This is a genomic window from Pseudarthrobacter sp. Hb11 (assembly GCF_059383655.1).
Map to the genome: position 1 here is coordinate 575,216 of NZ_JBWZCM010000002.1, position 22,817 is coordinate 598,032.

The 22,817-nt window shown below is 66.1% G+C and carries 21 protein-coding genes; 11 read left to right on the forward strand and 10 right to left on the reverse strand.

Annotation, left to right across the window (positions count from 1 at the left end):
- Positions 1–9 precede the first annotated feature (9 nt).
- The 3 genes from AC50X7_RS06480 (at position 10) to AC50X7_RS06490 (ending at position 3,147) form a co-directional block, all read left to right on the forward strand.
- Positions 10–813, forward strand: a complete 804-nt coding sequence (locus AC50X7_RS06480) for an amino acid ABC transporter ATP-binding protein (protein ID WP_494978218.1) — start codon at positions 10–12, stop codon at positions 811–813.
- 292 nt (positions 814–1,105) lie between these two features.
- Positions 1,106–2,326, forward strand: coding sequence for an aminotransferase class I/II-fold pyridoxal phosphate-dependent enzyme (locus AC50X7_RS06485; RefSeq protein ID WP_494978219.1), 1,221 nt, complete (start codon positions 1,106–1,108; stop codon positions 2,324–2,326).
- Complete coding sequence (locus tag AC50X7_RS06490; RefSeq protein WP_494978220.1) at positions 2,323–3,147, forward strand: VOC family protein; 825 nt, start codon at positions 2,323–2,325, stop codon at positions 3,145–3,147. The genes AC50X7_RS06485 and AC50X7_RS06490 overlap by 4 nt, the downstream gene beginning before the upstream one ends.
- Positions 3,148–3,151: 4 nt before the next feature.
- Here the strand turns inward: AC50X7_RS06490 and menD are convergent, their stop codons facing one another.
- The 3 genes from menD to AC50X7_RS06505 form a co-directional block, all read right to left on the reverse strand.
- Positions 3,152–4,858, reverse strand: a complete 1,707-nt coding sequence (gene menD, locus AC50X7_RS06495) for a 2-succinyl-5-enolpyruvyl-6-hydroxy-3-cyclohexene-1-carboxylic-acid synthase (protein WP_494978221.1) — start codon at positions 4,856–4,858, stop codon at positions 3,152–3,154.
- Positions 4,859–5,010: 152 nt separating this feature from the next.
- Positions 5,011–7,080 (reverse strand): PhoX family protein, encoded by a 2,070-nt coding sequence (locus tag AC50X7_RS06500; protein WP_494978222.1) that lies wholly within the window; start codon positions 7,078–7,080, stop codon positions 5,011–5,013.
- A gap of 84 nt (positions 7,081–7,164) precedes the next feature.
- The gene (locus AC50X7_RS06505; protein ID WP_494978223.1) at positions 7,165–8,169 is read right to left on the reverse strand and encodes an o-succinylbenzoate synthase; all 1,005 of its coding nucleotides are present in this window, start codon (positions 8,167–8,169) and stop codon (positions 7,165–7,167) included.
- Positions 8,170–8,238: 69 nt separating this feature from the next.
- Here AC50X7_RS06505 and AC50X7_RS06510 point away from each other — a divergent pair, with 69 nt between their 5' ends.
- The 3 genes from AC50X7_RS06510 to AC50X7_RS06520 all read left to right on the forward strand — a co-directional run bounded on the left by AC50X7_RS06510 (position 8,239) and on the right by AC50X7_RS06520 (position 10,086).
- Positions 8,239–8,574 carry an ArsR/SmtB family transcription factor gene (locus AC50X7_RS06510; protein WP_307094223.1) on the forward strand — a complete coding sequence of 112 codons (336 nt, stop codon included), beginning with the start codon at positions 8,239–8,241 and terminating at the stop codon, positions 8,572–8,574.
- A 16-nt stretch (positions 8,575–8,590) separates the two neighbouring features.
- On the forward strand, positions 8,591–9,091 hold the full coding sequence (locus AC50X7_RS06515; protein WP_494978224.1) for an SRPBCC family protein: 501 nt from the start codon (positions 8,591–8,593) through the stop codon (positions 9,089–9,091).
- A gap of 89 nt (positions 9,092–9,180) precedes the next feature.
- Positions 9,181–10,086: a phosphatase PAP2 family protein gene (locus AC50X7_RS06520; RefSeq protein WP_494978225.1), complete on the forward strand. Its 906-nt coding sequence runs from the start codon at positions 9,181–9,183 to the stop codon at positions 10,084–10,086.
- Positions 10,087–10,205: 119 nt separating this feature from the next.
- Here the strand turns inward: AC50X7_RS06520 and AC50X7_RS06525 are convergent, their stop codons facing one another.
- Positions 10,206–11,006 (reverse strand): carbon-nitrogen hydrolase family protein, encoded by an 801-nt coding sequence (locus AC50X7_RS06525; protein WP_494978226.1) that lies wholly within the window; start codon positions 11,004–11,006, stop codon positions 10,206–10,208.
- 273 nt (positions 11,007–11,279) lie between these two features.
- Here AC50X7_RS06525 and AC50X7_RS06530 point away from each other — a divergent pair, with 273 nt between their 5' ends.
- The 3 genes from AC50X7_RS06530 to AC50X7_RS06540 all read left to right on the forward strand — a co-directional run bounded on the left by AC50X7_RS06530 (position 11,280) and on the right by AC50X7_RS06540 (position 14,139).
- Positions 11,280–11,753, forward strand: coding sequence for a hypothetical protein (locus AC50X7_RS06530; RefSeq protein ID WP_494978227.1), 474 nt, complete (start codon positions 11,280–11,282; stop codon positions 11,751–11,753).
- Positions 11,754–11,859: 106 nt separating this feature from the next.
- Positions 11,860–13,281 (forward strand): hypothetical protein, encoded by a 1,422-nt coding sequence (locus AC50X7_RS06535; protein ID WP_494978228.1) that lies wholly within the window; start codon positions 11,860–11,862, stop codon positions 13,279–13,281.
- A 177-nt stretch (positions 13,282–13,458) separates the two neighbouring features.
- Positions 13,459–14,139 (forward strand): class I SAM-dependent methyltransferase, encoded by a 681-nt coding sequence (locus AC50X7_RS06540; RefSeq protein WP_494978229.1) that lies wholly within the window; start codon positions 13,459–13,461, stop codon positions 14,137–14,139.
- Positions 14,140–14,197: 58 nt separating this feature from the next.
- Here the strand turns inward: AC50X7_RS06540 and AC50X7_RS06545 are convergent, their stop codons facing one another.
- The 3 genes from AC50X7_RS06545 to AC50X7_RS06555 form a co-directional block, all read right to left on the reverse strand.
- Positions 14,198–15,106, reverse strand: coding sequence for an LssY C-terminal domain-containing protein (locus AC50X7_RS06545; RefSeq protein WP_494978230.1), 909 nt, complete (start codon positions 15,104–15,106; stop codon positions 14,198–14,200).
- Between the two features lie 111 nt (positions 15,107–15,217).
- Positions 15,218–15,919 (reverse strand): esterase/lipase family protein, encoded by a 702-nt coding sequence (locus AC50X7_RS06550; RefSeq protein ID WP_494978231.1) that lies wholly within the window; start codon positions 15,917–15,919, stop codon positions 15,218–15,220.
- Positions 15,920–15,938: 19 nt separating this feature from the next.
- Positions 15,939–17,156, reverse strand: a complete 1,218-nt coding sequence (locus AC50X7_RS06555; RefSeq protein WP_494978232.1) for an MFS transporter — start codon at positions 17,154–17,156, stop codon at positions 15,939–15,941.
- 134 nt (positions 17,157–17,290) lie between these two features.
- Here AC50X7_RS06555 and AC50X7_RS06560 point away from each other — a divergent pair, with 134 nt between their 5' ends.
- Together AC50X7_RS06560 and AC50X7_RS06565 are read left to right on the forward strand one after the other, a co-directional pair.
- A complete protein-coding gene (locus AC50X7_RS06560; protein WP_104042677.1) occupies positions 17,291–17,635 on the forward strand; it encodes a hypothetical protein in 345 nt (114 codons plus the stop codon).
- A 229-nt stretch (positions 17,636–17,864) separates the two neighbouring features.
- Positions 17,865–18,191, forward strand: a complete 327-nt coding sequence (locus AC50X7_RS06565) for a hypothetical protein (protein ID WP_494978233.1) — start codon at positions 17,865–17,867, stop codon at positions 18,189–18,191.
- A 149-nt stretch (positions 18,192–18,340) separates the two neighbouring features.
- Here the strand turns inward: AC50X7_RS06565 and AC50X7_RS06570 are convergent, their stop codons facing one another.
- The 3 genes from AC50X7_RS06570 to AC50X7_RS06580 all read right to left on the reverse strand — a co-directional run.
- Complete coding sequence (locus tag AC50X7_RS06570) at positions 18,341–20,116, reverse strand: sensor domain-containing protein (protein ID WP_494978234.1); 1,776 nt, start codon at positions 20,114–20,116, stop codon at positions 18,341–18,343.
- Positions 20,113–20,949, reverse strand: coding sequence for an alpha/beta fold hydrolase (locus tag AC50X7_RS06575; RefSeq protein WP_494978235.1), 837 nt, complete (start codon positions 20,947–20,949; stop codon positions 20,113–20,115). The genes AC50X7_RS06570 and AC50X7_RS06575 overlap by 4 nt, the downstream gene beginning before the upstream one ends.
- Before the next feature lie 347 nt (positions 20,950–21,296).
- Positions 21,297–22,817, reverse strand: a 1,521-nt coding sequence (locus tag AC50X7_RS06580; protein ID WP_494978236.1) for a hypothetical protein, incomplete at its 5' end; no start/stop codon positions are given.

The window sequence follows — 22,817 nt, forward strand, 5'->3', positions numbered from 1 at the left end:
GGAAGACAAATGAACGACGTCGTAAACAACTCCCGCGGTGGCACGGCAACTGTCCATGCCGCCGGCGTGGAGATCAAGGACCTGCGCAAGTCTTACGGATCCAACGAGGTCCTGAAGGGCATCAGCCTGGCCGTGGCGCCGGGCGAGGTGGTGTGCCTGATCGGGCCCTCCGGGTCCGGCAAGTCCACCCTGCTGCGGTGCGTCAACCTGCTGGAGCAGCCCAACCAGGGCAGCATCCACGTAGGCGGCTTCGAGGCCACCGATCCCGATGTGGACATCGACAAGATGCGCCGCAAGGTGGGCATGGTGTTCCAGCAGTTCAACCTGTTCCCGCACCTGGACGCCAAGCGCAACTGCTCCATCGCCCAGACGAAGGTCCTCAAGCGCTCCCAGGCTGAGGCGGACAAGGTGTCCATGCACAACCTGGAGCGTGTGGGGCTGGGACACCTCGCAGACCGTTTCCCGGACCAGCTTTCCGGCGGCCAGCAGCAGCGTGTGGCCATTGCCCGCGCGCTGAGCATGGACCCGGAGCTGATGCTCTTCGATGAGCCCACCTCGGCGCTGGACCCGGAGACCGTGGGTGATGTCCTCTCGGTTATGCGGAACCTCGCCAAGGAGGGCATGACCATGCTGGTGGTGACCCACGAGATGGGCTTCGCCCGCGAAGTGGCCGACCGTGTGGTGTTTATGGACGGCGGCGTTGTGGTGGAGGAAGGCGTGGCCGAACAGGTCATTTCCGCCCCCACCCAGCCTCGTACCAAGGAGTTCCTGCGCCGCGTGCTCGATCCGACGCACATCGAGATCGAGGAGTAGGCGCGTTTATGGACGCGGTTATCCGCTGACGACAGCCACATGCCCCGGCGCTATGGACGTCTCCGTAGCCCCGGGGCATTTGCGTGTCACGGGGGCTTTTGCGCGTGGGGCCTCGAAGGGATCGTACGACGGCGGGACCAGCCATCCGCTGCCGGCCTTCGTTCCGGCCGGGTCCTTTACTTCAACGAGTGTTGCATTCGACAATGGGTCCCTTACAGCCTCCACTGGCTCAGCAGCGCGCTGCCAATCCGCATAGCAGGCCCACCCGGCCGCCCTACCCAGGAGCGCTGGCATGACAGATCCGACCCCTTCATCCCAGGCCGCATCGGCGATGTCTGACCGCGCGGCACGGCTGGCCTCGATTCCCTCCTTCCAGCGGGTCGATGCCTTCTTCACGGCGGCCAGGTTGCGCCGGCAGGGCCACACGGACACCTGTGATTTCACCTTCGGCAACCCGCACCAGATGCCGGCGGACCGCTACGTCAACACGCTGCGGGACGCGCTTACTCCGCAGCATGACCAGTGGTTTGCGTACCAGACCAACGGTGACGCAGCCCGGGAGGCTGCCGCGGAGTCGCTTCAGCAACTGCTGGACGTCCCGTTCCGGCCGCAGGATATCTACCTCACCACCGGCGGCTTCGCCGCCATCGCGCTGGCGCTGAAGACCGTGGCCGATCCGGACGATGAAGTCATCTACAGCCTTCCGCCGTGGTTCCTGTATGAGCCGCTGATCCTTGAAGCCGGGCTCGTCCCGGTTAAGGTCAAGGTCAACACCGACACGTTCGACCTGGATATCGACTCGATCGCGGCTGCCATCACGGAACGCACCAGGGTGGTGATCGTCAATTCGCCCAACAATCCCACCGGGCGGATCTATCCTCCGGAACTGCTGGGCAGGCTGGCGGAACTGCTGGAGGCGGCCTCGGCGCGGACCGGCCGGCGCATCTACCTGGTCTCGGACGAGGCCTACAACCGGATTGTGTTCGACGGCATCCGCTTCCACAGCCCGGTGGAGTTTTATGCGCACACGCTGCTGGCTTACTCCTACGGCAAGACGCACCTCTCGCCGGGCCAGCGGGTGGGGTACCTGGCGCTGCCGCCCACCATGCCGCACCGGGATGAGATGCGCCCCGCCATCACCGGCCTGCAGGTTGCCATGGGCTGGATTTACCCGAACGCCTTGCTCCAGCACGCGCTGCCCGAACTGGAGAAGTTCTCCATCGACGTAAACCAGTTGCAGCGGCGGCGTGACCGGCTCATGGACGCGCTGGGCGGCATGGGCTACCGCGTGCCGCGGCCCGACGGCACCTTCTACTTATATGTGCCTTCCCCCACCCCGGATGACGAAGCGTTCACCGAGTCACTCGTCCGCCGGGGTGTCTTTGTTTTCCCGGGAACGCTGTTCGAGACCCCGGGCTTCTTCCGGATCTCCCTGACGGCCAACGAGGACATGATCGAACGCAGCCTGCCGGCATTCGAAGCGGCGATAAAGGAAGTCAGGAGCGAGCGATGAACCAACGGACCTACCCGCAGGGTGTCCCGTCCTGGGTCGACATAGAGCAGCCCGATGTCGAGGCAGCCATTGACTTCTACGGCGGACTCTTTGGCTGGAGCTTGGAGGACGTCATGCCGCCGGGAGCGCCGGGCCGCTACCTGATAGCAAAGCTCGACGGCCTGGACATTGCCGGCTTGGGCAGCGGCGGCGAAGGAACGGCGTGGAACACGTACATAGCCGTCGACGACGCCGATGCTGCCGTCCGCAGGCTGGTCACCGCCGGCGCCAAAGTAGTATCCGCCCCGGAGGACGCCGGCGAGGGCGGCCGCAGCGCCGCGCTGGCAGACCCGGAAGGTGCCGGGTTCCGCCTTTGGCAGGCGAAGCGCCGGCTGGGGGCGCAGGTAGTCAACCAGCCGGGTGCCTGGAATTTCAGCGACCTCCACACACCGGACCCCGGCGAAGGTATTGCGTTCTACGAGAAGGCATTCGGCTGGCAGGTTGACGACGTCGGGTTCGGGCTGATGGTCCGCCGGCCCGGCTACGGCGACCATCTCGAGGCCACAACCGATCCGGATATCAGGGAACGGCAGTCAGGGATCTCCGCGCCACCCGGCTTCGAAGACGCCATCGCCTGGGTTGCCGCCACTGCAGCAGGCGAAGCGCCGCACTGGCACGTGACCTTCGCCGTTGCAGACCGCGACCAGACCGTGGCCGACGCCGAGCGGCTCGGCGCCGAGATCCTGGGGCAGGACAACACCGGGTGGACCCGCGAGGCACTGATCCGGGACCCGCAGGGAGCGGTCTTCAGCGCCAGCCAATTCACGCCTCCCACCGGCTGAGTAGCTAGCCCGCCAGCACTCCCCCGACCGCTGCGGCAACCGCGTCTTTTATCCCGCCGTGCAGGGCGCGCAGGCCGTGCCGGTCCGTGCGGACTTCCACGATGCTGCGGCCCTCGATCGGCTGGCTGAGCGCTTCGGCGAGTGCCGCCGTCGTACTTACTGAGCAGTGCCCGACGCCGTACGCTGCGGCGATTGCCGCGAGGTCCACTGTGTGCGGGGTGCCGAAGAGGCGTTCGACGGCGTCACCGTACGTCCCGGCCTCACGCACCGCACCGTGTTCGAGGAGGTCGAAGATGGCTCCGCCGGCGTCATTGAGTACAACGATCCGCAAGTCCGGCTGCTCCTCCCCGCTTCCAAGGAGCAGGCCGCCGCCGTCGTGCAGGAAGGTGACGTCGCCCAGCAGGACGGTGGTTTCCTGCCGGCCGCCGAGCGCTATGCCCGTGGCGGTGGAGATGGTGCCGTCAATCCCGGCCAGGCCGCGGTTGGCGTACACGGTGGCGGCAGGTTCAGGGGCGGGCAGGCCTGCCAGGTCGACGTCGCGGATTCCGTTGGAAGAGCCCAGCAGCAGCTGGCCCCGGGCGTGCTTCCACACCAGCGACCCGACGGCCGGTCCGGTGGCGGGCGCTTCCTCAGCCAGGATCCGGTCAAGCGCGTGCTGGGCGGCCGATCCTGCGAGCAGCCATGTGTCCAGCCAGGACGACGGGCCGCGGCCGGCGAAATCAGCGAGGTCCGCGAGACTCTCGAGCGGCAGTTCCGTACGCCGGCCGGGTTCGTACCAGGCCACCGGAAGCGGCTGGTACAGGGCGGACTGGACGTCCGGGCGGGCCAGCAGTGCGGCGACCGGCCGGGACAACGTGGGGCGGCCGAACAGGACAACCCGCTCGATCGGCGTTGCTGACTCGGGCCCAAAGTGTTCCAGCAGCAGCCGGTACGGCCCCACGGCGTTGGGCCCGAAGCGGGCGTTGGAGGAGGGCTCTGCCAGCAGCGGCAGACCATGGGCGCGGGCGAACGCCTCGGCGACCGGGCCGGCGTCGTGGCCTGCGAGGACAACGGTGCGCCGCTCGGGCAAGTCGGTGGACGCGGGCGGCAGGTTCATCACGAGCGGCTCGGTGGCCACCCGGTAGCGAGGCCGATCAGCCGACGTCGGCAATTTCTCTCCGGCCCCGGGAACCAGCGGATCCCGGAAGGCCAGGTTGAGCTGGACCGGGCCGGGGGCAAGGTCGGGGAACGCCCCGGTGGCCGCGGACAGACCGGTCCTGATGGCGCGTTCGGGGTCGGTACCTGCGGGGATGTCGACGGCGAAGCGAACCTGTTCACCAAAGATGTCAGGCTGGATGGTGGTCTGGTTGGCGCCGGTCCCGCGCAGTTCCTCGGGCCGGTCAGCGGACAATACGATCAGCGGGACGGCCGCATGGTTGGCCTCCATAACGGCCGGCAGCAGGTTGCCGACGGCGGTCCCGGACGTGGTCAGCACAGCCGCGGGCGAGCCGGTGGCCAGGGCCAGGCCCAGGGCGGTAAACCCGGCGGAACGCTCATCGATCCGGACCAGCAACTCAATTCGGCCTTGCGCCGACGCTTCCGCCAACGCGTAAGCCATGGGGGCGGACCGGGAACCGGGCGAGACCACCACGTGCTGCACACCGCCGTCGACCAGTATCTGAACAACGATTCGGGCTGCGGCGAGGGACGTCAGGGAATTCTCAGAAGGCACTGGTCCAGTTTGCCACCCACGACGCCCGCTCACTCGTGGCCACCCCAAAAAAACGCCCGCTCACCCTCCGCGGTCTTGCTGCAGAGGGGGTGAGCGGGCGTCACAGGAAAAGCGGCCTTAAAAAGGCGCGCGTCGTGGTGTGCAGGCAGGAATTAGCCGCGGAACACCTGGATCACTGACGGGCGGGGTGCGCGTGCCTGGCCGCGGGCCGGCGTCGTTCCGGCCGGGACGTAGTCCGGGAAGAAGGAGACCTGCTTTTCGAACGTCCCGTCCTCACCCGGGTGCTGCACGGAAACAAACACGGTGCGCTCCTCGTCGTGGATGATGGGCCCGCAGGTTTCGCCGTCGCGCGGGACGGCGAGGAACTGCTCCACCTTGCCGCGCTCTGCCCCTTCCAGGGTGACCTTGAAGAGTCCGTCTGCCTTGCCGATGCCGGAGGGGGCACCGTCGGTGGAGATCCAGAGGTTGCCCACGGAGTCGAACGCAAGGTTGTCCGGGCAGGAAATCGGCGAGACCTTGTCCACCGGGAAGCCGGAGAAGTAGGTGACATCACCTTGGGCGGGATCGCCGCATACCATCAGCAGGTTCCACGTGAAGGTGGTTGAAGTCTGGCCGCCGGTTTCGGTGATTTCCACAACGTGTCCGTCGCGGTTCTCGTTGCGCGGGTTGACCTCGGTGGCCTTTTCGTTGGAACCAGTGCCGCGGTTGGAGTTGTTGGTGCAGGCCACGTAGACCTTGCCGGTGTGCAGGCTCGGCTCCACGTCCTCGCAACGGTCCATCTTGGTGGGGCCAACCTTGTCCGCGGCCAGGCGGGTGTACACCAGGACCTGCTCCACGGACATGCCAGGAACTGCGGACTTGCCGTCCACCACCAGCGGCAGCCATTCGCCGATGCCGTCAAAAGCGCCGTCTGAAGGCACAGCTCCGGTGCCGGTGATCTCGGCAGCAGGTGAATTGCCGGTGAACCTGGCGACGTACAGGCTGCCGGCCGACAGCAGCGTCATGTTGTGCTTGCGGTCGCCCTCGCGGTAGGTGTCCTTGGAAACGAATTTGTACAGGTAGTCGAAGCGCTCGTCATCGCCAGAGTAGGCCACCACATGCCCGGACTCAGCAATGATGACGTTTGCACCTTCGTGCTTGAAGCGGCCCAGCATGGAGTGCTTCTTGGGGGTGGAGTTGGGGTCGAACGGGTCAACTTCCACGATCCAGCCGAAGCGGTTGGCCTCGTTCTCGTAGCCGGCGTTGCGTGTGTCCCAGCGGTCTTCGTCCAGCTCCCACTTGCGGGCGGTGGCCTTGTTGGTCAAACCGTAACGCTTGTCCTCCACGGAGGTGCCCGGGGAGACGAAGTAGCCGTTGAAGTTCTCCTCGCCGGAGAGGATGGTGCCCCAGGGGGTGGTGCCGCCGGCGCAGTTGCCCAGCGTGCCCTTGATGAAGCGGCCGGCCTGGTCGTCCTTCGTCTTGACCAGCGACGAGCCCGCGGCCGGACCGGTCAGCTCGTAGACGGTGTTGTTCAGGTAGCGGCGGTTCAGGGGCGCGTCCTTGACGTAGGTCCACGGCTTGTTCTTGTTCTGGCGCTCCAGCTCCACCACAGTGAGGCCGTGCGCGGCCGCCCCCACAGCACGCATCTGGTCCGCGGGCATGGTGGCCGGGAACATGATGTTTTCGTTGGTGTACTCGTGGTTGGCGAAGAGCACCGCCCGGCGGCCCTTGCTGCCCGGGACTTCCAGGATGTCCGTGTAGTCGTTGTTGTAGCCGAACTGCTTTTCCTGCGCGGCGGCCGTCTGGTTGTTCAGGTCGAATTCCGGCGCGTCACTGAAGATGGGGTCGCCCCAGCGGATGACCGGCTTCCAGGTGAAGCCTTCCGGAACCGTGACGGCGTCGACGGAGGCGTCTATCGGCGGGATGGCGGTGAACTGGAGCTTCGACTTGCCGAAGCCCTCCTTGGCGGCCTTTGAAAGGCCGGCAGCGTTTGCGGATTCAGGGGACGTGGCGGCACTGCCGAGCACGACGGCGAGCGCACCGGCGGCGCCGAAGCCCAGGGCGGCGCGGCGGGACATGGTTGTGGAGGCAATGTCGCGGAAGTAGCTGTTGGAGCTGGTGTTGCAGACGTCGCCGGAGCAGGCGTTGTCGCACTTGAGCGCACAGGTGACGGCGCTGCGCTTGCCCTTGGTGTGGCCGAGCATCGGCAGCAGGGTGAACTTGCGGGCAGTCGTTTCAGACATGGGGGCCTTCCAAAAAAATCGATGCGGTCCGCCCACCCTGTCAGCCGGTTTCTACGCGCAGTAGTCAGCAAGGTGAAGTTCCGGTTAACCGCGCGTGACCTGCAGTAAAGCGTGGACACGGCGGAGCCGGGCCAGCCACCAGTCCCGGCGCGCAGGTGTCGCCGAGTACTGCTCAAGCAGCCCGGCGTCGGCGGCAACATCGCGGAGGCGGATGGCGCCGTCGTCGGCCACCAGCGGATCCGTGGTGATGTCCGATTCGAACAGGGACACCGTCCCCAGCCCGCAAGCGTATGGCAGTTCAGGAAGCGCCGCCGCCAGGGCCAGGCCCGCACGGATGCCCACTGAGGTGTCCAGCGCCGAGCTGACGACGGCGGGCAGCCCGGCCTGGGCCACGATGTCCAGCGCGCGCCGCACTCCCCCGAGCGGCGCCACCTTCACCACGATCAGGTCCGCGGCACCGGCACGTGCCACGCGCAGGGGGTCGGATTCCTTGCGGACACTTTCGTCAGCTGCGATCAGCACCGGCGTACCGGCAGCCTGCAAAACGCGCCGCACCTCGGCCAGTCCATCAACCGTGGGAACCGGCTGTTCGGCGTACTCGAGCCCCATGTCCGCCAGGCGGGACAAAGCCTCGACGGCGGCGGGCACGTCCCAGCCCCCGTTGGCGTCCACCCTGATGGCTGCGTCGGGCAGGGCAGAGCGGACGGCGGCGACCCGGGCGGCGTCGTCGTCGAGCGTCTGGCCCTGCTCGGCGACCTTGACCTTCACGGCGTCCACCCGGCCGAAGCGCGCAAGAACCTCAGGCACCCGCCCGGCAGCAACGGCAGGGACGGTGGCGTTGACCGGAATGACCGAACGCAGCGGGGCCGGAAAACCCTGCCACGCGCCCTCAATGGCAGAAGCCAGCCAGCGGGAAGCCTCGGCGTCGCCGTATTCCGGGAACGGGCAGAACTCTCCCCAGCCGGCCGGGCCCTGCAGGAGCAGGGACTCCCGCTCCATGATTCCGCGGAACTTCACGCGCATGGGCAGGCGGACCACGTGCGCGCCGGCCAACAGTTCCTCAAGGTCGGGCACAGGCGGCGTAGGCATGGACCCACTGTACAAGTGGTGACGAACTGACCCTTCCAACGCATATCGGTATGGGTATACCATCGCCGCATGGCACGGGCAGCAACAACAGCGGATACCTTCAACGCAGTGGCTGAGCCCCGCCGCCGGCAAATACTGGACGCCCTGGCCGGCGGCGAGCGCCCCGTCAATGAGCTCGTTGACCTGCTGGGCATGGCGCAGCCGCACGTGTCCCGGCACTTGCGGGTGCTGCGGGAGGTGGGCGCCGTCACTGTCCGGGACGAAGGCCGGCAGCGCGTCTACCGGCTGAACCCGCAGGCCCTCAAACCTATCCACGACTGGGTCTCCGGCTACCGGCACCTCTGGGAAGAGCGCCTGGATCTTCTGGAGGGCGTTGCAGAAGACCTCAAGGAGCAGGAAAAGTAAGCGAAGGAGCAGGGCTATGGCACAGACAAGCACCATAAACGTCACCTTCCCCAGCGATAAGGAAATCCTGATCACCCGCACCATCAACGCGCCCCGGCACCTTGTGTACCGGGCCTGGACTACGCCAGACCTGGTCAGGAAATGGTGGCCCGGCAGGCGCGGCGAGATGACTGTGGCGGACATGGACTTCCGGGTGGGCGGGGCATGGCGGTATGTAATGGTGGCCCATGGTGAATTCGAGGTGGCCTTCCACGGGACGTACCGGGAGATTGTGCCAAACGAGCGGATCGTCCACACCGAGATCATGGAGACGCCGGACGCCGGCCCGGACAGCGAGGACGGGGCTGTGGTCAACAGCGTCACGTTTGAAGAGGCCGACGGCGGCGCCACCCTGATCAGCATCCGCACCGACGCCGGCAGCAAGGAAGTCCGGGACATGATTGCGCAGTCCGGCATGGAGGGCGGCGTGCGGGAGCAGTTCGAGATCATCGAGGAGTTGGTCGCGGGCCTGCGGTAGGTGCCCCGTCCCGGGGAAGCGCCGGCGGGGCGCCTCGCTGCCAGTCAACATGCGGCAGGATCCCAGCTTTCTGTGACAACCTTGAAGCGATGACTTTTCAACGGCAAGCACAGACCAGGACCCCGGCACGCCCCGCTCCGGGGTCAGGGTTCCTGTTCGTGCTTTCCACGCTGGCCTGCATTGCCGGGCTGATCGCCACCTACTACTACTTCGTCCAGACCACCACGGGACAGTTCATCGACGAGTCAGCGCTGGTGGAAGCCGTGGACATTCACGGGCCGGCGGGCAAGGCCACCACCAGGTTCCTGGACCTGCTGCCCACCATTTCACTGGTGATGGCCGCCGTCGTGGTGCTGTTTGTGACGGTGATCCGGAAGCGGTGGACGGAGGCCGGCATTGCCGTGGCTGCCTGCATCGGCGCGAACATCGCCACACAGGTCCTAAAGGATGTGCTGCCGGCCCGGCCGGACAAGGGCGTGGTGACGCTGGAGCTGAACTCGCTGCCGTCCGGACACACCACCCTGGCGGCGTCGGCAGCGGCTGCGGTCTTCCTGATGGCATCGCCGCGCTGGCGCCCGATGGCCGGTTTTGTGGGCGGGACGTTCGCCATTGCTTCCGGGGTGTCCACGCTGATCAACCAGTGGCACCGGCCGGCCGACGTGGTGGCAGCATTCCTGCTGGTGGGCGCGTTTATGATTCCCGCGGGCTGGCTGATCGTCCGGCGCGGGGCGTGGAATGCGTGGGACGGCTTCGGCGCGCACGTGGGCTCTGCCCGGATCTGGCTGACGCTTCCGGTGGTGATCGGGCTGGCCTCGGCTGCGGTGGCGATGTATTCCCTGGCCCGGATCGCGCCGAGCCCCTGGCAGGAAGTCAGCACCACAAACTACTTTTGGGCGGGCATCTCGCTGATCGTGATCGCCGGGTATCTGGCCACCGTCGCCAGCACGGCCATGTTTGCGTACGCCGCACGACGGCGCAGCTCACCAAGGCGCTGACGTCACCTCCCGCCTTAGCCCACCCCGTGGCGCTGGAGCCACATCTCCAGCAGCGCCAACTGCCATAGCGCGTTGCTGTTGACCGCGGCCGGGAGCAACTGCCGGCCCCACTTCCTGGCTCATTCCTTGTCCCCGGGGGCCACCCGGAAACGACGGTTCCGGAGGGATGGGACGCGGGTCCGGACAGCCGCGATCCGTTCAGGTTCGAGCTCGGCAAACACCACTCGCGGCGCTTCCCCGGCATTGGCGATGACCACCCCGAACGGATCCACCACAATCGAGTAGGCCGTAGCGAGCGGACCGCACTGGTTGGCAGTCACCACGTACGAGGTGTTCTCGATGGCACGGGCACGCACGAGGGTCATGAAGTGGTCTTCTTTCCCGGGGCCCACGATCCACATGGACGGCAGCAGCAGGACGTTGGCTCCGGCGTCCACCAGGTAGCGCGCGCTCTCAGGGAACCTCAGGTCGTAGCACGTGAGCATGCCCAGGCGGAGCTGGCCATAGGAGAGCAGATCCGGCTGGCCGATGGTGCCCTTGCTGGTTCCGTCGCTTTCGCGGTAGCCGAAGGCGTCGTAGAGGTGGATTTTGCGGTACGTACCCTCCACTGCGCCCCTGGCGTCGATGGCCACCAGGGTGTTGTAGGGAAGGCCGTCGGGGTTGGCCTCCGCGGTGCCCACCACCACCGGCAGGCGGAGCGCCTTTGCAAGTGCCGCGATACCGCCGATGAAGGGACCGTCCAAGGGCTCGGCCACTTCCGCGAGGACGCCCGCAGGTTCGGTGCTGGCATAGAGGCTGGATTCCGGAAGCACCAGCAGATCCGCGTTACCCAGGGCGGCAGCTTCCATCAGCCGCCCGATGTGCAGCAGGTTCCGCTGGGGTTCCCTGCCGGCGCTGAACTGCCCGGAGGCGATTCTCACTTCAGCCCTCCTGCCACGGCGAAACGGCCCCTCACCACAGGTTCGCACACCCTGGTCTGCGCGAACAGACCCGGCCGCCCCTCCCCGTAACCCGCTCCCCCAAGTGGCCTCACTTTGCGCCTTTGACCTGCGCAAACATCGAAAAACTCTTGACAGAACCTTGAGTGAATACGCCGGCGTAATTTGAGCGAGCTCTACCAAGCTATTCCTATCGGAGCCGCACAGGCTCACAAGGTCTCAGCGGAACACCGCACAACGTATTAGGGGCACAACATGGCTAAGGTTGCAGGACGCAAAAAGCGCATCATCGGCACCACCGCTGCACTGGTGGCCATCGGCGGCGGCGCCGCCTTCGCCTACTGGTCAGCGACGGGGACTCATGACACTACTGCTTCGGCGGGAGAATCGGCCAACTTCGTTGTCACCAGCAAGGTTGCCGGTGACCCCCTCTCCCCCAATGGTCCCGTGCAGGTTGCTACCTTCACTGTGAACAACCCGGGCAGTGGCGTCCAAGAGCTCAAGAGCATCAAGGTAAGCGTGGCAGACTCCAAAGGCACCCCGTGGGTCTCAGGCGACGGCTGTTCCTACGAAGATTTTGCCGTGGGAACTCCCTCCTTTGACCGCACGCAGATCGAGCCCGGCAAAAGTGTGACCGGCACCGTGAGTCTTCAAATGATCAACCGGCCCACGGTCAACCAGGATGGGTGCCAAAACGCTTCAGTGCCTCTGCATTTTGAGGCCAGCTGAACAGGGCAAGGGATCGCTTTCCTGAAGCAGTCGATCAGCTTCATAGCCCAATGGTGATGAAGTCCGCCTAGCCGCTATCAAGCCCGACTTTCCCGGAAAGGTTCCCGTGCCCACAGTCGCCAGCTCCCCCGAAGCCTCCCCCCGGCTTCGGCGGGAGCTGGTTTGTGTTAACCGGATGGCACGTGCCGGAATGCTGGCGCTCGTGGTCCTGTTCATCGCCACTTTCGCCGGTGCTTCACCGGCCTCCGCCTACTGGCGGGCCTCCGGGTCCGGAAGTACGACGGCGACAGTCGCCACGCTGCTTCCGCCCACCAGCGTTTCGGCGCCGGCAAGCAGCAACTCGAATGTTGCCGTCAGCTGGGTAGGCTCTGCCGGCAATGTGGTTCCCACCGGCTACTACATCACCCGGATCACCGGTTCCACAGTGGTGGCCGCCTGCGGCTCCAGCCCTGCCTCCCCAGTGGCAGAAACGACCTGCACGGACACCTCCGTTACCGAAGGCACACACCAATACCGGGTAACCGCCGTCCACCGCTCGTGGACAGCAACAAGCACGGTGAGCGGAAGTGTGGCGGTAACCAGCCGCCGTGACCTATCGTTCGACTCGCAGCCGTCCGCAACCGCAACAGCCGGCGCGCCGATCGCTTCCTTCAAGGTGCAATTGCGGACCGCCATCGGTCTGGAGGTGTGGGACGAAGGCGTCCCCATCACCGTGAGCATTGGTGCCAACCCGGCGGACGGAACCCTTTCCGGAACCGCAACTGCTTATACGAACTGGTCCGGCACCGCCACGTTCAGCGGCCTCTCCATCAACAAGGCAGGCGCCGGCTACACCCTCATCGCTTCCAGCCCTGGCTATGCGGGAATGGCCAGCAACAGCTTCACGGTTGTCGCCGCCACGGCCACGAAACTGGCAGTAACGGCAGGGGCAGCCCTCACGGGTCCTGCCTCCAGCGCGGCGGTCCTCGGACCCGTGACCGTGCAACGCCAGGATGCCTACGGCAATGCAGTAACCGCCGGAACTTCTCCGGTCTCCCTCGCCACCAGCTCAGCCGGCACCACCATCTTTGCTGCCACGGCAAATGGCGCAAAGATCACCGCGGTGACCATCCCCGCCGGGTCCTCGTCGGCGTCGTTCTTCTACGGAGACACCAAAGCCGGTACCGCAACCATTACTGCTGCGTCACCCGGCCTCACGGCTCCCGTACCCGCCACCGCAACCATCACCGCCGCAGCAGCGGGAAAATTAAAGTTCGATGCCATCGCTGCCGTCGTCATTAAGAACACCCCCATAACGCCCCCGGTGACGGTCCGTGTCCTGGACGCCTTCGGCAACCCGACCGACAGCCCCGGCCAGGTCACGCTGCAATCCAACTGCACCCTCAAGGGCACGCTCATCCGCGCGTTGTCCGCCGGCGCAGCCTCCTTCCCGGACCTTGAAATTGCAGGAAAAGCCACCGGCTGCACCCTGACTGCAAGCAGCGGCACACTGACCGGGGAGCCCAGCAACTCCTTCAGTGCAGACTGAGTGGAACATTGGCGGGGCGGCATTTGAGAACGTAGTTCTCCAGGCGAATCTCGTTGCGCGATAATGGCAGGCAAATAGCGCCTGGCAGTCCGGAGGTGTCCAACTCCTTGACGAGGACGGGCCGGGATGGGCTGCCAACACCTCGAGCTGCAAGCGCTGCTGCGGAAGAAGGAAGCTATGAGGGACGCAGGAAAGCAAGGTCCAGTCCCGTCCGGCGAGAGCGGGCCGGCGGAGCTGCAACACCCGCGATTCGCCCGCGCCTACCCGCGGGCCGTGGAGGTGATGAACCGCCGCGGCGGGACAGAACACCGGCGGACCATCCTTGCCGGCCTTAGCGGAACCGTCATCGAAATCGGCGCCGGTAACGGCTCCGTCTTCGCCCTCTATCCGGACACGGTGACCCAGGTAATTGCCATCGAACCGGACGATGGCCTCCGGGACCTTGCGGTGGCCAATGCCGCCTCTGCACCGGTTCCCGTCACGGTTTTGGCCGCTGCCGCCGAACAGATCCCGGTGAAGGATGCCAGCGCGGACGCCGTAGTGGCCAGCCTCGTCCTCTGCAGCGTGCCTGACCCGGCCGCGGCACTGGCTGAAATCCGCCGGGTCCTGCGCCCCGGAGGGACACTGGCCTTCTATGAGCATGTCCGCTCCAACAACCGCCTGGCCGCCGCCGCCGAGGATTTGCTGACCCCTGCCTGGCAGCGGATTGCAGGCGGCTGCCACCTCAACCGGAACACGCTCGAGGCCATCACCGACGCGGGGTTCACCGTGGTGGTTAGCCGGCGTTTCGGCTTCTCCGCGGGCCCGCTGGTCCCTCCAGTTGCTCACATCATGGGCACGGCAACGAGCCCCGGTTAATCTGCAGCGCTTTCCCCCAGCCGCGCAGTCCATCGCCTTATCCAGCAAGCGAGCGCCTTCAGCCCTCCGCAGGTCCCACCCTCCGCAACCGGTCCGGCGGATGCAGGTCGATGATCGGGAGGTGCCCGTCGGTGCGGATGGCGTCGCCGCCGCCGTTGCGGTGGTGATAGCCGCTGTAGTAATTGAGGATGACATGCACGGACTCAACGGCGTTGGCCGATCGGAGCGTCTCGATGATGAAGTCGCGTTCCTCGTCCGTACGGTCGGCGATCTTGTGCGTGATCTGGAACGTGAACAGGGACAGCCCCACGCTTCGGTCATAGGTGCCGGCCCCCACCCAGTCCACGGCCAGCCCGCCGGGCAACATCCACCCGGCCGGGCACTTCCAAAACCGCACGTGATGCCGCTTGCGCGGGTTGCCGTCGATCTCCCGCTGGAACGCAAGGTCCTGCTTGTTGCCAAAAACGTAGAGCGAACTCACGGGGGCCTGCGGGTAGCTATGTCCCAGGACAGTTGAGGTCAGCGTGCGCCAGGCCGTGGCCGGGGTGATGGGGTCGGCTTCCACCCACCCCGCCGTCCGCATCGCCTGCCGCAACTCCTCCTTGGGTCCCACTACGGCGAGGTTCACGGGATCGCCCAGAACGCCGTCGCCCGTCCTGGTCCGTCCGATGAAGTAGTCCGGGATGTACAGGCTGCTGAGGATCTTGTGGATGCGCGGCAGCAGCGCGTAAGCCAGGATCAGCCACACCGGCAGGAACACCCACGCCTGCTCCGGCCCACGCGAAAGCCGGGCGAGCAGGAAGACATAGACCGCCCAGCCGACAGCAATGGTCACCACCAGGTACAACAGCCGCTGCAGGACCGCCAGGACCGTAGCCCACCTGCTTTGACGGCGCTCGCTGGAGCTGCTGGAACGCGAGTGGTCCGGCTCGTCCGGAACGGCCCGCTTCCCGTCAGTGGACGTCACAGTGCTTCTCCTTTCGGTCGCCAATCCATGACCAGCCTAAAAGGTGCGGGCCCAAACCCTGCAGCCCGGCGTCGCCCGCCAGAGCGGCATGGCTCAAACCAGGTAACCGGCTCAGGCAGGAAGGCTCAGCTGCTCCACGATGATCCGCGCAGTTTCGGAGTCCCCAAGGATCCGGAAGTGCCCGGCCGTGGGCAGTTCGATGTTCGTAGCCCCCGGCAGGACGCTGCCTTCGGGAATGTGCGGATCGAACGGGCCGTAGATAGACGTGATCCGGCTGTTGATCGTTTCCTCGCGGGCCAACTGAAGGGTGAGGGCGTTGCGGGGCGAGAAGATCCGCAGGCTGGGCAGCAGCATGTATTTGGCGTAGCGCGAGCCGGAGAATGGAGTGCAGACGGCGATCATCCGGTCGATCCGGCGCTCCGGATCCAGGTTCAGCATGGCGTACTTCCCGATGAGCCCGCCCTTGCTGTGCGCCACGATAACCGCATCCCGCAGGCCCGCCTCCTCCAGGTGCTGGGCCACGAGGCGGCCGGCTGCAGGGACGCCCAGGCTGTTCCGCTGCAGCACCGTCACCACGTGGACGGGGTGGCCGGCGTCGTGGATGCACTGGATGAGGGGCAGCATGAACTGCCAGTTTTCGTATACACCGGGGATGATCACCACGGGTGCGCGGTGGCCCTGGTGGAACGAGCCGGGCTGCACACGCGAGAGCATGCCGCGGACCTGCCATACGCCGGCATAAAGATAGTCCTGCAGCCACCACACGCCTTTTTGCAGCGCACTGGTTCGAGTGGGCGTGCCCGTTTGAGTCATCTGTTGAGGATAGCCGTAGTCAGTAGTTTCGCCGGTGCCTGAGCCGGGGAATTACGACGGCGAACACGGCCGCCGCCGCGAACCCCAGTACTCCTGTGGCTGAGATCCCCGCACCCAGGGAGGCCAGGGCCGTCACGCCGGAGAGGAGGACGGGCCCGCCGGTGGATCCGGCGTCGGCCATAAAGCGCCACAGCCCCAGGAACTGGCCGCGCCCCCGGTCCGGAGAGAAGTCTGCGCCCAGGGTCATCACCAGTCCGGAACTGATGCCGTTGCCGAACCCGATCAGCAGCGACGCCAGGAGCAGCCCCACGAAGGATCCCGTCAGCGGAATCAGCAGCAGCGCCGTTCCCATGATCAGCGTGGACGGGACGGCCACAAACTGCCGGCCCTTCCGGTCCATAAGCTTGCCGGCCGGATAGAAGACCAGCATGTCGATGGCCCCGGACAGCCCGTAAATCAGGGACGCCGAGGTGGCGTCCATGCCCAGGTGGTCCGCCCACAGCGGGATGACCACCTGCCGCGAGGAGCGCAGGGCGCTGAGCAGCAGGATCCCCACGCCCACGCTAAGGAACACGCCGGCGTGGGAAACCGCCACGCTGCGGAGAGTAGGCTCCGGGCCGGACCTTCCGCCGTCGTGCGTTTCCGCCTGCTCGAGGTCCGGGATGGTGAGGGACAGCAGCGCGGCGGCAGCCATCGCCACCACGCCCACCCAGTACGCACCGCCGATCCCGGAGAACTGCATGACGGCCGCACCCAGGAAGGGCCCGATGAACACGCCAATCCGGTTCACGCCGCCCAGGGTGGACAGCGCCCGCGCCCGGAACGCCACGGGAACAGCTTCCGTGAGGTACTTCTGCCGCGCCAGCCCGAATACGGCTCCAGCCATGCCGACGACGGCCATTGCCACCGCGAGCAACCAGAGCCCGTTGGGGACCAGGGAGGACAGCGCCGCTGCGGCAAGCGCCAGGCCGGCAGCGACGGCGGCGCCAACAATCGCCCAGCGTTCGCCGAATTTCAGGGTGACCAGGGACGCGGGCAAGTTGAAGAACCACGAGCCCAGCCCGATCAGGGTGACGATCAGGGCGGCCACTGCAACGGAAGCACCAAGATCACGGGCGGTCAGCGCCACCACCGGAAGAATTGCTCCCTGGCCAATCCCGAAAAGCAGCGTCGGGCCAAAAGCGGCCACCGCGATACTGCGAAGGCTGAAGGGCTGGGCATCATCCGGGGAAGTCATCAGATTTATCCTAGGTTGGCCGGCATGGCGGGAGAGAAAAGCACAAATTGGGGGTCACAAAACCCTTGTAGAGGACTAGCGTTTGCCTTATGGGGTGCTGATTCGCGCCCACGGCCAAAGGGGAGGTTCATTTCATGGGTGAAGTGTGGATCCGTACGCTCGGCAACGGGCTGGTCCGGGCAGACAAAGTCACCGAGATTACATCAACCCGGGGATCCCTCCACGAGGACCAGGGGTATCTTCTGAAGGTCATCGTGGACGGCAAGAGCCATGCACTGATCGACGACAGCGACCTTCAGGGAACACTGGCGGAGCGGCTCGAATACGCGCGGCATGTTGAGGATGCCCTGCTGCTCGCCATCGATGAGGCGCGGGACAGCGATGCGTCCGTGGTCATCTCCTTCGAGCCCGAGCGTGAGCGCTGGTCATCAGCCCCGGTGACAGTGTTAACCGGCAGGCTTCCCGAAGCGGTGGGCTGAGCAGGGTACCGGACGTCAGGCCCGGGGCTGGAAGGCACAAAGCCTTCCAGCCCCGGCCTTGGTTCAGCGCGCAGCGGTCCCGTGACACAAATTCAGCATCGTATTCGGTGTAATAATTACGTAGCTGTTGCGTGGGTCACATTTGCCCCTTACTCTGGATGAGGCTTAAGAAATAGGCCATAGCAAGAAGCTGCAGCGTCGCAGCCAATGCCGGGGAAGGCTTTACAACTTGAACTCGAAGCTGAACATCGTTGTCCGTGTAGATCTTGACCACGCCAAGGCTCTGGTGATTGCAAAGGGGCATATCACCGTCCATAGCGTGAACGCACTGTATGTAGTAGTTAAGCGGGCCAATTCCTTACGGGAAGGCCTGGACCTGAAGCTGGACATCACCCACGCACGGGTTGATGAAGAAGCTTTGGAAATGCTTTACAACGCTTCCGAAACCCATCATCTGCCGGCCAGGATCGATCCGCAGCAGGCACCTTGCACCATCAGCGTCCTGGCACCGCGCCGGGAGCACGCACCCGCAAGGCATGCACTGATCGCCGCCTAAAGATTTCGCAGGAAAGGCACCCGCAGCGCCCAACAATCGGGCCCAGGTGTGCCAGCCACAGACTTTTTTCTTCCAGATTTTCCGCAGACTTTGAGTGCAGCTGTATCCGAATAGACGGGTAGCTGCACTCTTAGTTTGAGGAAAGCCCCTCAAGCACGGGCTGGTTCGCCGCCCGCGTTTGCGTCCAGCCATTCCTTGAGGAGCGGCGCGGGCAGCGGCCGGGCGAAGTGGTACCCCTGGGCGAGGTCACAGCCCATGGCCGTGAGCGCCTGGACCTGGCCGAGGGTTTCCACTCCTTCGGCGACGGCCCGGATGCCCACCGCGTGCGCCAGGTCAATGCAGCTGCCCACAATGGCCGAATCTCCGGAGTCCGATCCCAGCCCGTTGATGAAGGACCGGTCAATTTTCAGTTCATCGATGGGGAACTTCTTCAGGTAGGTCAGGCTGGAATACCCCGTCCCGAAGTCGTCCACAGCGAGTCCGACGCCCAGGTCCTTGAGGGCCGTCAGTGATTTGAGGGCGGCAGCAGGATCGGCCATAAGGGCGGTTTCGGTGATTTCCAGCAGCAGGAGCGCCGGGTCGATGCTCCTCAGCCGGAGGGCAGCTTCGACCATCGGCACCAGCTCGGGGTCATTGAGCTGGCGGGCGGATAAGTTGACAGCAAACTCAAGGCTCGCGCCGCCGGGACCCTCCCCTCGCCAGTTGTCGGCCTGCCTAAGTGTTTCGCCCAGGACCCACGCGCCCAGGGGCCGCACGAGCCCGGATTCCTCGGCCATGGTGATGAACTCCGACGGCGGCAGCAAACCTCGGGTGGGGTGCTGCCACCTGACCAGCGCCTCCACCCCGCTGGTGCGCCCCGTGCGCAGGTCAATCCGGGGCTGGTAGTGCACGCGGAGGGCACCTTCCCTGATTCCGCGCCGGAGCTCGCCCAAGGCGCGGAGCCGGTCCACAGTGGGATCCGATTCCGCCGGCTCATGCAGTTCCCAGCGGCTGCGTCCCAGTTCCTTGGCCCGGTACATGGCGATGTCGGCGCGGCGGATGAGGTCTTCAAGGGTTTCCCCTTCATCCTCCGCCACAGCCACCCCTATGCTCGCGGACGTGACTATCTCCAGGCCTTCGATCTGCATCGGTGTCCTCAGGACCTCCAGAAGCCCGGCCGCGAGTCCAGTGGCTTCCGTCGGGCCGGCAAAGGTATCCGCCACCACGAACTCGTCGCCGGAAAGCCGGGCCACAGTACTTGTTCCTGCCGCCGCCGAGGCCAGGCGCTGGGCCACGGAGACCAGCAGCTCATCCCCCGCCGCGTGCCCCAGGCTGTCGTTGACGGCCTTGAAATGGTCAAGGTCGATAAAGAGGACGGCGAGTCTGCCTGCCCCGGCACTGCCGCCGGCGAGGTGCTGGTCCAGCTCCGACTTCAGGCCCGCCCTGTTGGGCAAACCCGTGAGTGCATCGTGCAGGGCGAGGCGCTGCAGTTCCTTTTCGGCCTCGGCACGCCGGCCCTCCGATTCCTCGGCTGCCCGAAGGGCTGCCACCAGTTCCTTTTCGTACATCCGGCGTTCATGGGCGCTAAAAATGATTACCCGGACGACGGCGGGCTCCCCATCGGAGGCCGGGGACCGTGACGCCGAGAGCAGCGCTGCCCGGCGCTCTCCCTCGGCGCCGATGATTTCGACCGCGATTTCGGACACGGCGCCGTTGATGCCCAGCTGCGGGATGCAGTGGGTGGAGTACAGAATCTGGTCACCGACGGGCATCAGGGACTGCAGTCTGGTCCCGAGCAGGTGCGAGCGGCTGTAACCGGTCCAGCTCGCGAAGGTGTCGTTGACCGCGGTGATGCGGCCACCGTCGTCCGTCAGCAGGTAGCCGCATGGTGCCTGGTTGAACAGCGCCTCGAAGTGGGCCGGACCCTGGCCCGGCGTCTCTGTCACGGGCTGGACGCCAGATACTGCAGAATCGCTTCGGCCGTGGCCGCCGGTGCGCTGACGTGCGGGCAGTGGCCCGTGGCCTGCAGCAGCACCAGGGAGCTGCGTTCCAGATGCCGGTGCACGTAGGTGCCCACCTCCGGCGGTGCGAGCAGGTCGTCGGAACACTGCAGGATCAGGCTGTCGGTGGGCACTTTCCCAAGTACCTGCCGGGTGTCCGATAGAAAGGTGACCCGGGCAAAGTGCCGCGCGATGGACGGATTGGTCCGGCAGAAGCTGCTGCGGAGTTCCTCCGAGAGTTCCGGGGTCTCCGGGTTGCCCATGGCCATCGGCGCCAGCGCTTCGGCCCAAGCAAAGTAGTTGCTGTCCAGGGATGCCAGCAGGCCCTCGATGTCCTCCTGCGAGAAGCCGCCCACGTAGCCGTCCGCGGAGTCGTTCGTGTAGCGCGGAGACGGGGCAACCAGGATGAGCCGGGAGAAGCGCTCGGGTTCCTCGATCGCTGCGATCACCGCAATCATCGCACTGACGCTGTGCGCCACAAGGATGACGTCGTTCAACTGCAGGCTCTCGCAGATCTCCAGCAGGTCTGCCGCGTATCCGTTCAGCGACCCATACTTCTCCCGGTCGTAGGCATCCATGTCAGAATTGCCTGCTCCGACGTGGTCAAAGAGCACCAGCCGGTAATCGTCCGCGAAATACGGCAGCAGCCTCCGCCACATGTCCTGGTCGCAGCCGTAGCCGTGGGCGAACATCATCACCGGCCCGTCGGACAGACCGGATACAGTGACGTTGTTCCGGCGGATGACCGTGGAAACCGCTGCCGTTGCTGCTTCGACCATTTTTCACTGACCCCTGCGTAGGGTGACCTTGTCTTGCCTCAGATACTAGTGGCGGAAGGATCCGGAATCCTAGGATTCCCGCAGGCTGGCCCCGCGCCGGGCTCTCGGCGCTCAACGAACTTCTGGGCCACGGCCGAAACGGGTGACCACACGCCGAGGGCCCGGCGGCGGAACCGTGTGTGGGTTTCGCTGCCGGGCCATCGGCCACAAGGACATGTGTGCTGATGACATGTTTGCGTTGTTGGTGTGTTGGTTTTGTGTTGTGCGGGGTCCTCCTTCCGTGCAGCCTGCTTGCTGCTGCCGCTTCAGGCGCAGGGTGCAGGCACGGTCAGCAATCGTTCGGTGTTTTAGGAGACCTTGCGCTTGCGGAGCATGAGGAGGGTTCCTGCTGCCAGGAGGAGCAGGGCCAGCGGGACCAGGGTGGCGTCCGCGCCGGTGTTGGCCAGGGCGTTGCCGCCCTGGATGGTGCCTGCCTGGGTGGTGCCTGCCCGGGCAGGGGTGTTGCCCGCGGTGGTGTCGAGGGCGATGGCGCCGCTCACTGCGGTGGAGCCGGCCGGGGCTGCGGAGAAGCCGCCGGCGGCTGCGGTGCCGGTGTCGGAACCGTTGTTCGAACCCGTGGTGCCGGTGTCAGTACCGTTGCCGTTGTCGGTGCCATTGTCGGTACCGGTGTCGGTGCCGGGGGTGTTGGTGTCGGGGTCTTCGGTGCCGGTGCCTCCTGTGGTGCCGTCACCCGGGGTTTCGGTGCCGGGGGTCTCGGTCCCGGGTGTGCCGGTGCCGGGGTTCTCCGTGCCATTGCCGTCACTGCCCAGTCCCAGGTCCAGGCCCAGGTCGAGGTCGGCAACCAGTCCACCGGTGTTACCGCCGGTGCTGCCGGTACCGACACCGACCACTGCATCTACGACGGCGCTGAGTCCGCCGGTGGTGCCACCGGTACCACTGCCGCCGAGGCTGACGTCGACGACTGCATCAACCAGTGCCTCGGTTCCACCGGCGGGGAGCCCATCGGTGGAACCGCTGACGCCGCCAAGGCTGACATCCACCAGGGCGTTCAGGCCGTCGGTGGTGACACCATCGGTGACGCCGTTGCCGCCGCCGCCGAGGCTGACGTCCACCAGGGCGTCCACTCCACCGGTGGCGAGCCCATCGGTGGCGCTGTTGGTGCCGCCGAGGTCGACCACGACGTCCGCGACAGCTGCCAGGTCGGTCGCGGCCGGGGCAGGTGCGCCGGTGACGGCGTTGCCGAGACCGAGATCCACGACGGCCGCTGCGGCGAGGTCCGGGCTGGTGGCCTGGCCGGTCCCGGTTCCTAGGTCGACCACGACGTCCGCGGCGGCAGTCAGGTCGGTCGCGGCCGGGGCGGATGCGCCGGTGACGGCGTTGCCGAGACCGAGATCCACGACGGCGGCCGCGGCGAGGTCCGGGCTGGCGGCCTGGCCGGCCCCGGTTCCGAGGTCAACCACGACGTCCGCGACAGCTGTGAGGTCGGTCGTGGCCGGGGCAGGTGCGCCGGTGACGGCGTTGCCGAGGCCAAGGTCCACGACGGCGGCTGCGGCGAGGTCGGGGCTGGTGGCCTGGCCGGTCCCGTTTCCGAGGTCAAACACTACGTCTGCAGCGGCTGTGAGGTCGGTCGTGGCCGGGGCGGGTGCGCCGGTGACGGCGTCGTCGAGGCCGAGGTCCACGACGGCGGCGGCGGCGAGGTCAGGGCTGGTGGCCTGGCCGGTCCCGGTGACGGCTCCGAGGTCTACAGCGGCGTTGACTACGGCGGCGACGGCCGTTGACTCCGACGGCGTTGGGCCACCCAGCAGGCCCAACGACGCCGTGTCAGCGGACGCCGCCGCCGAGACGAGGGCGGAACCGGAAAGATCCGG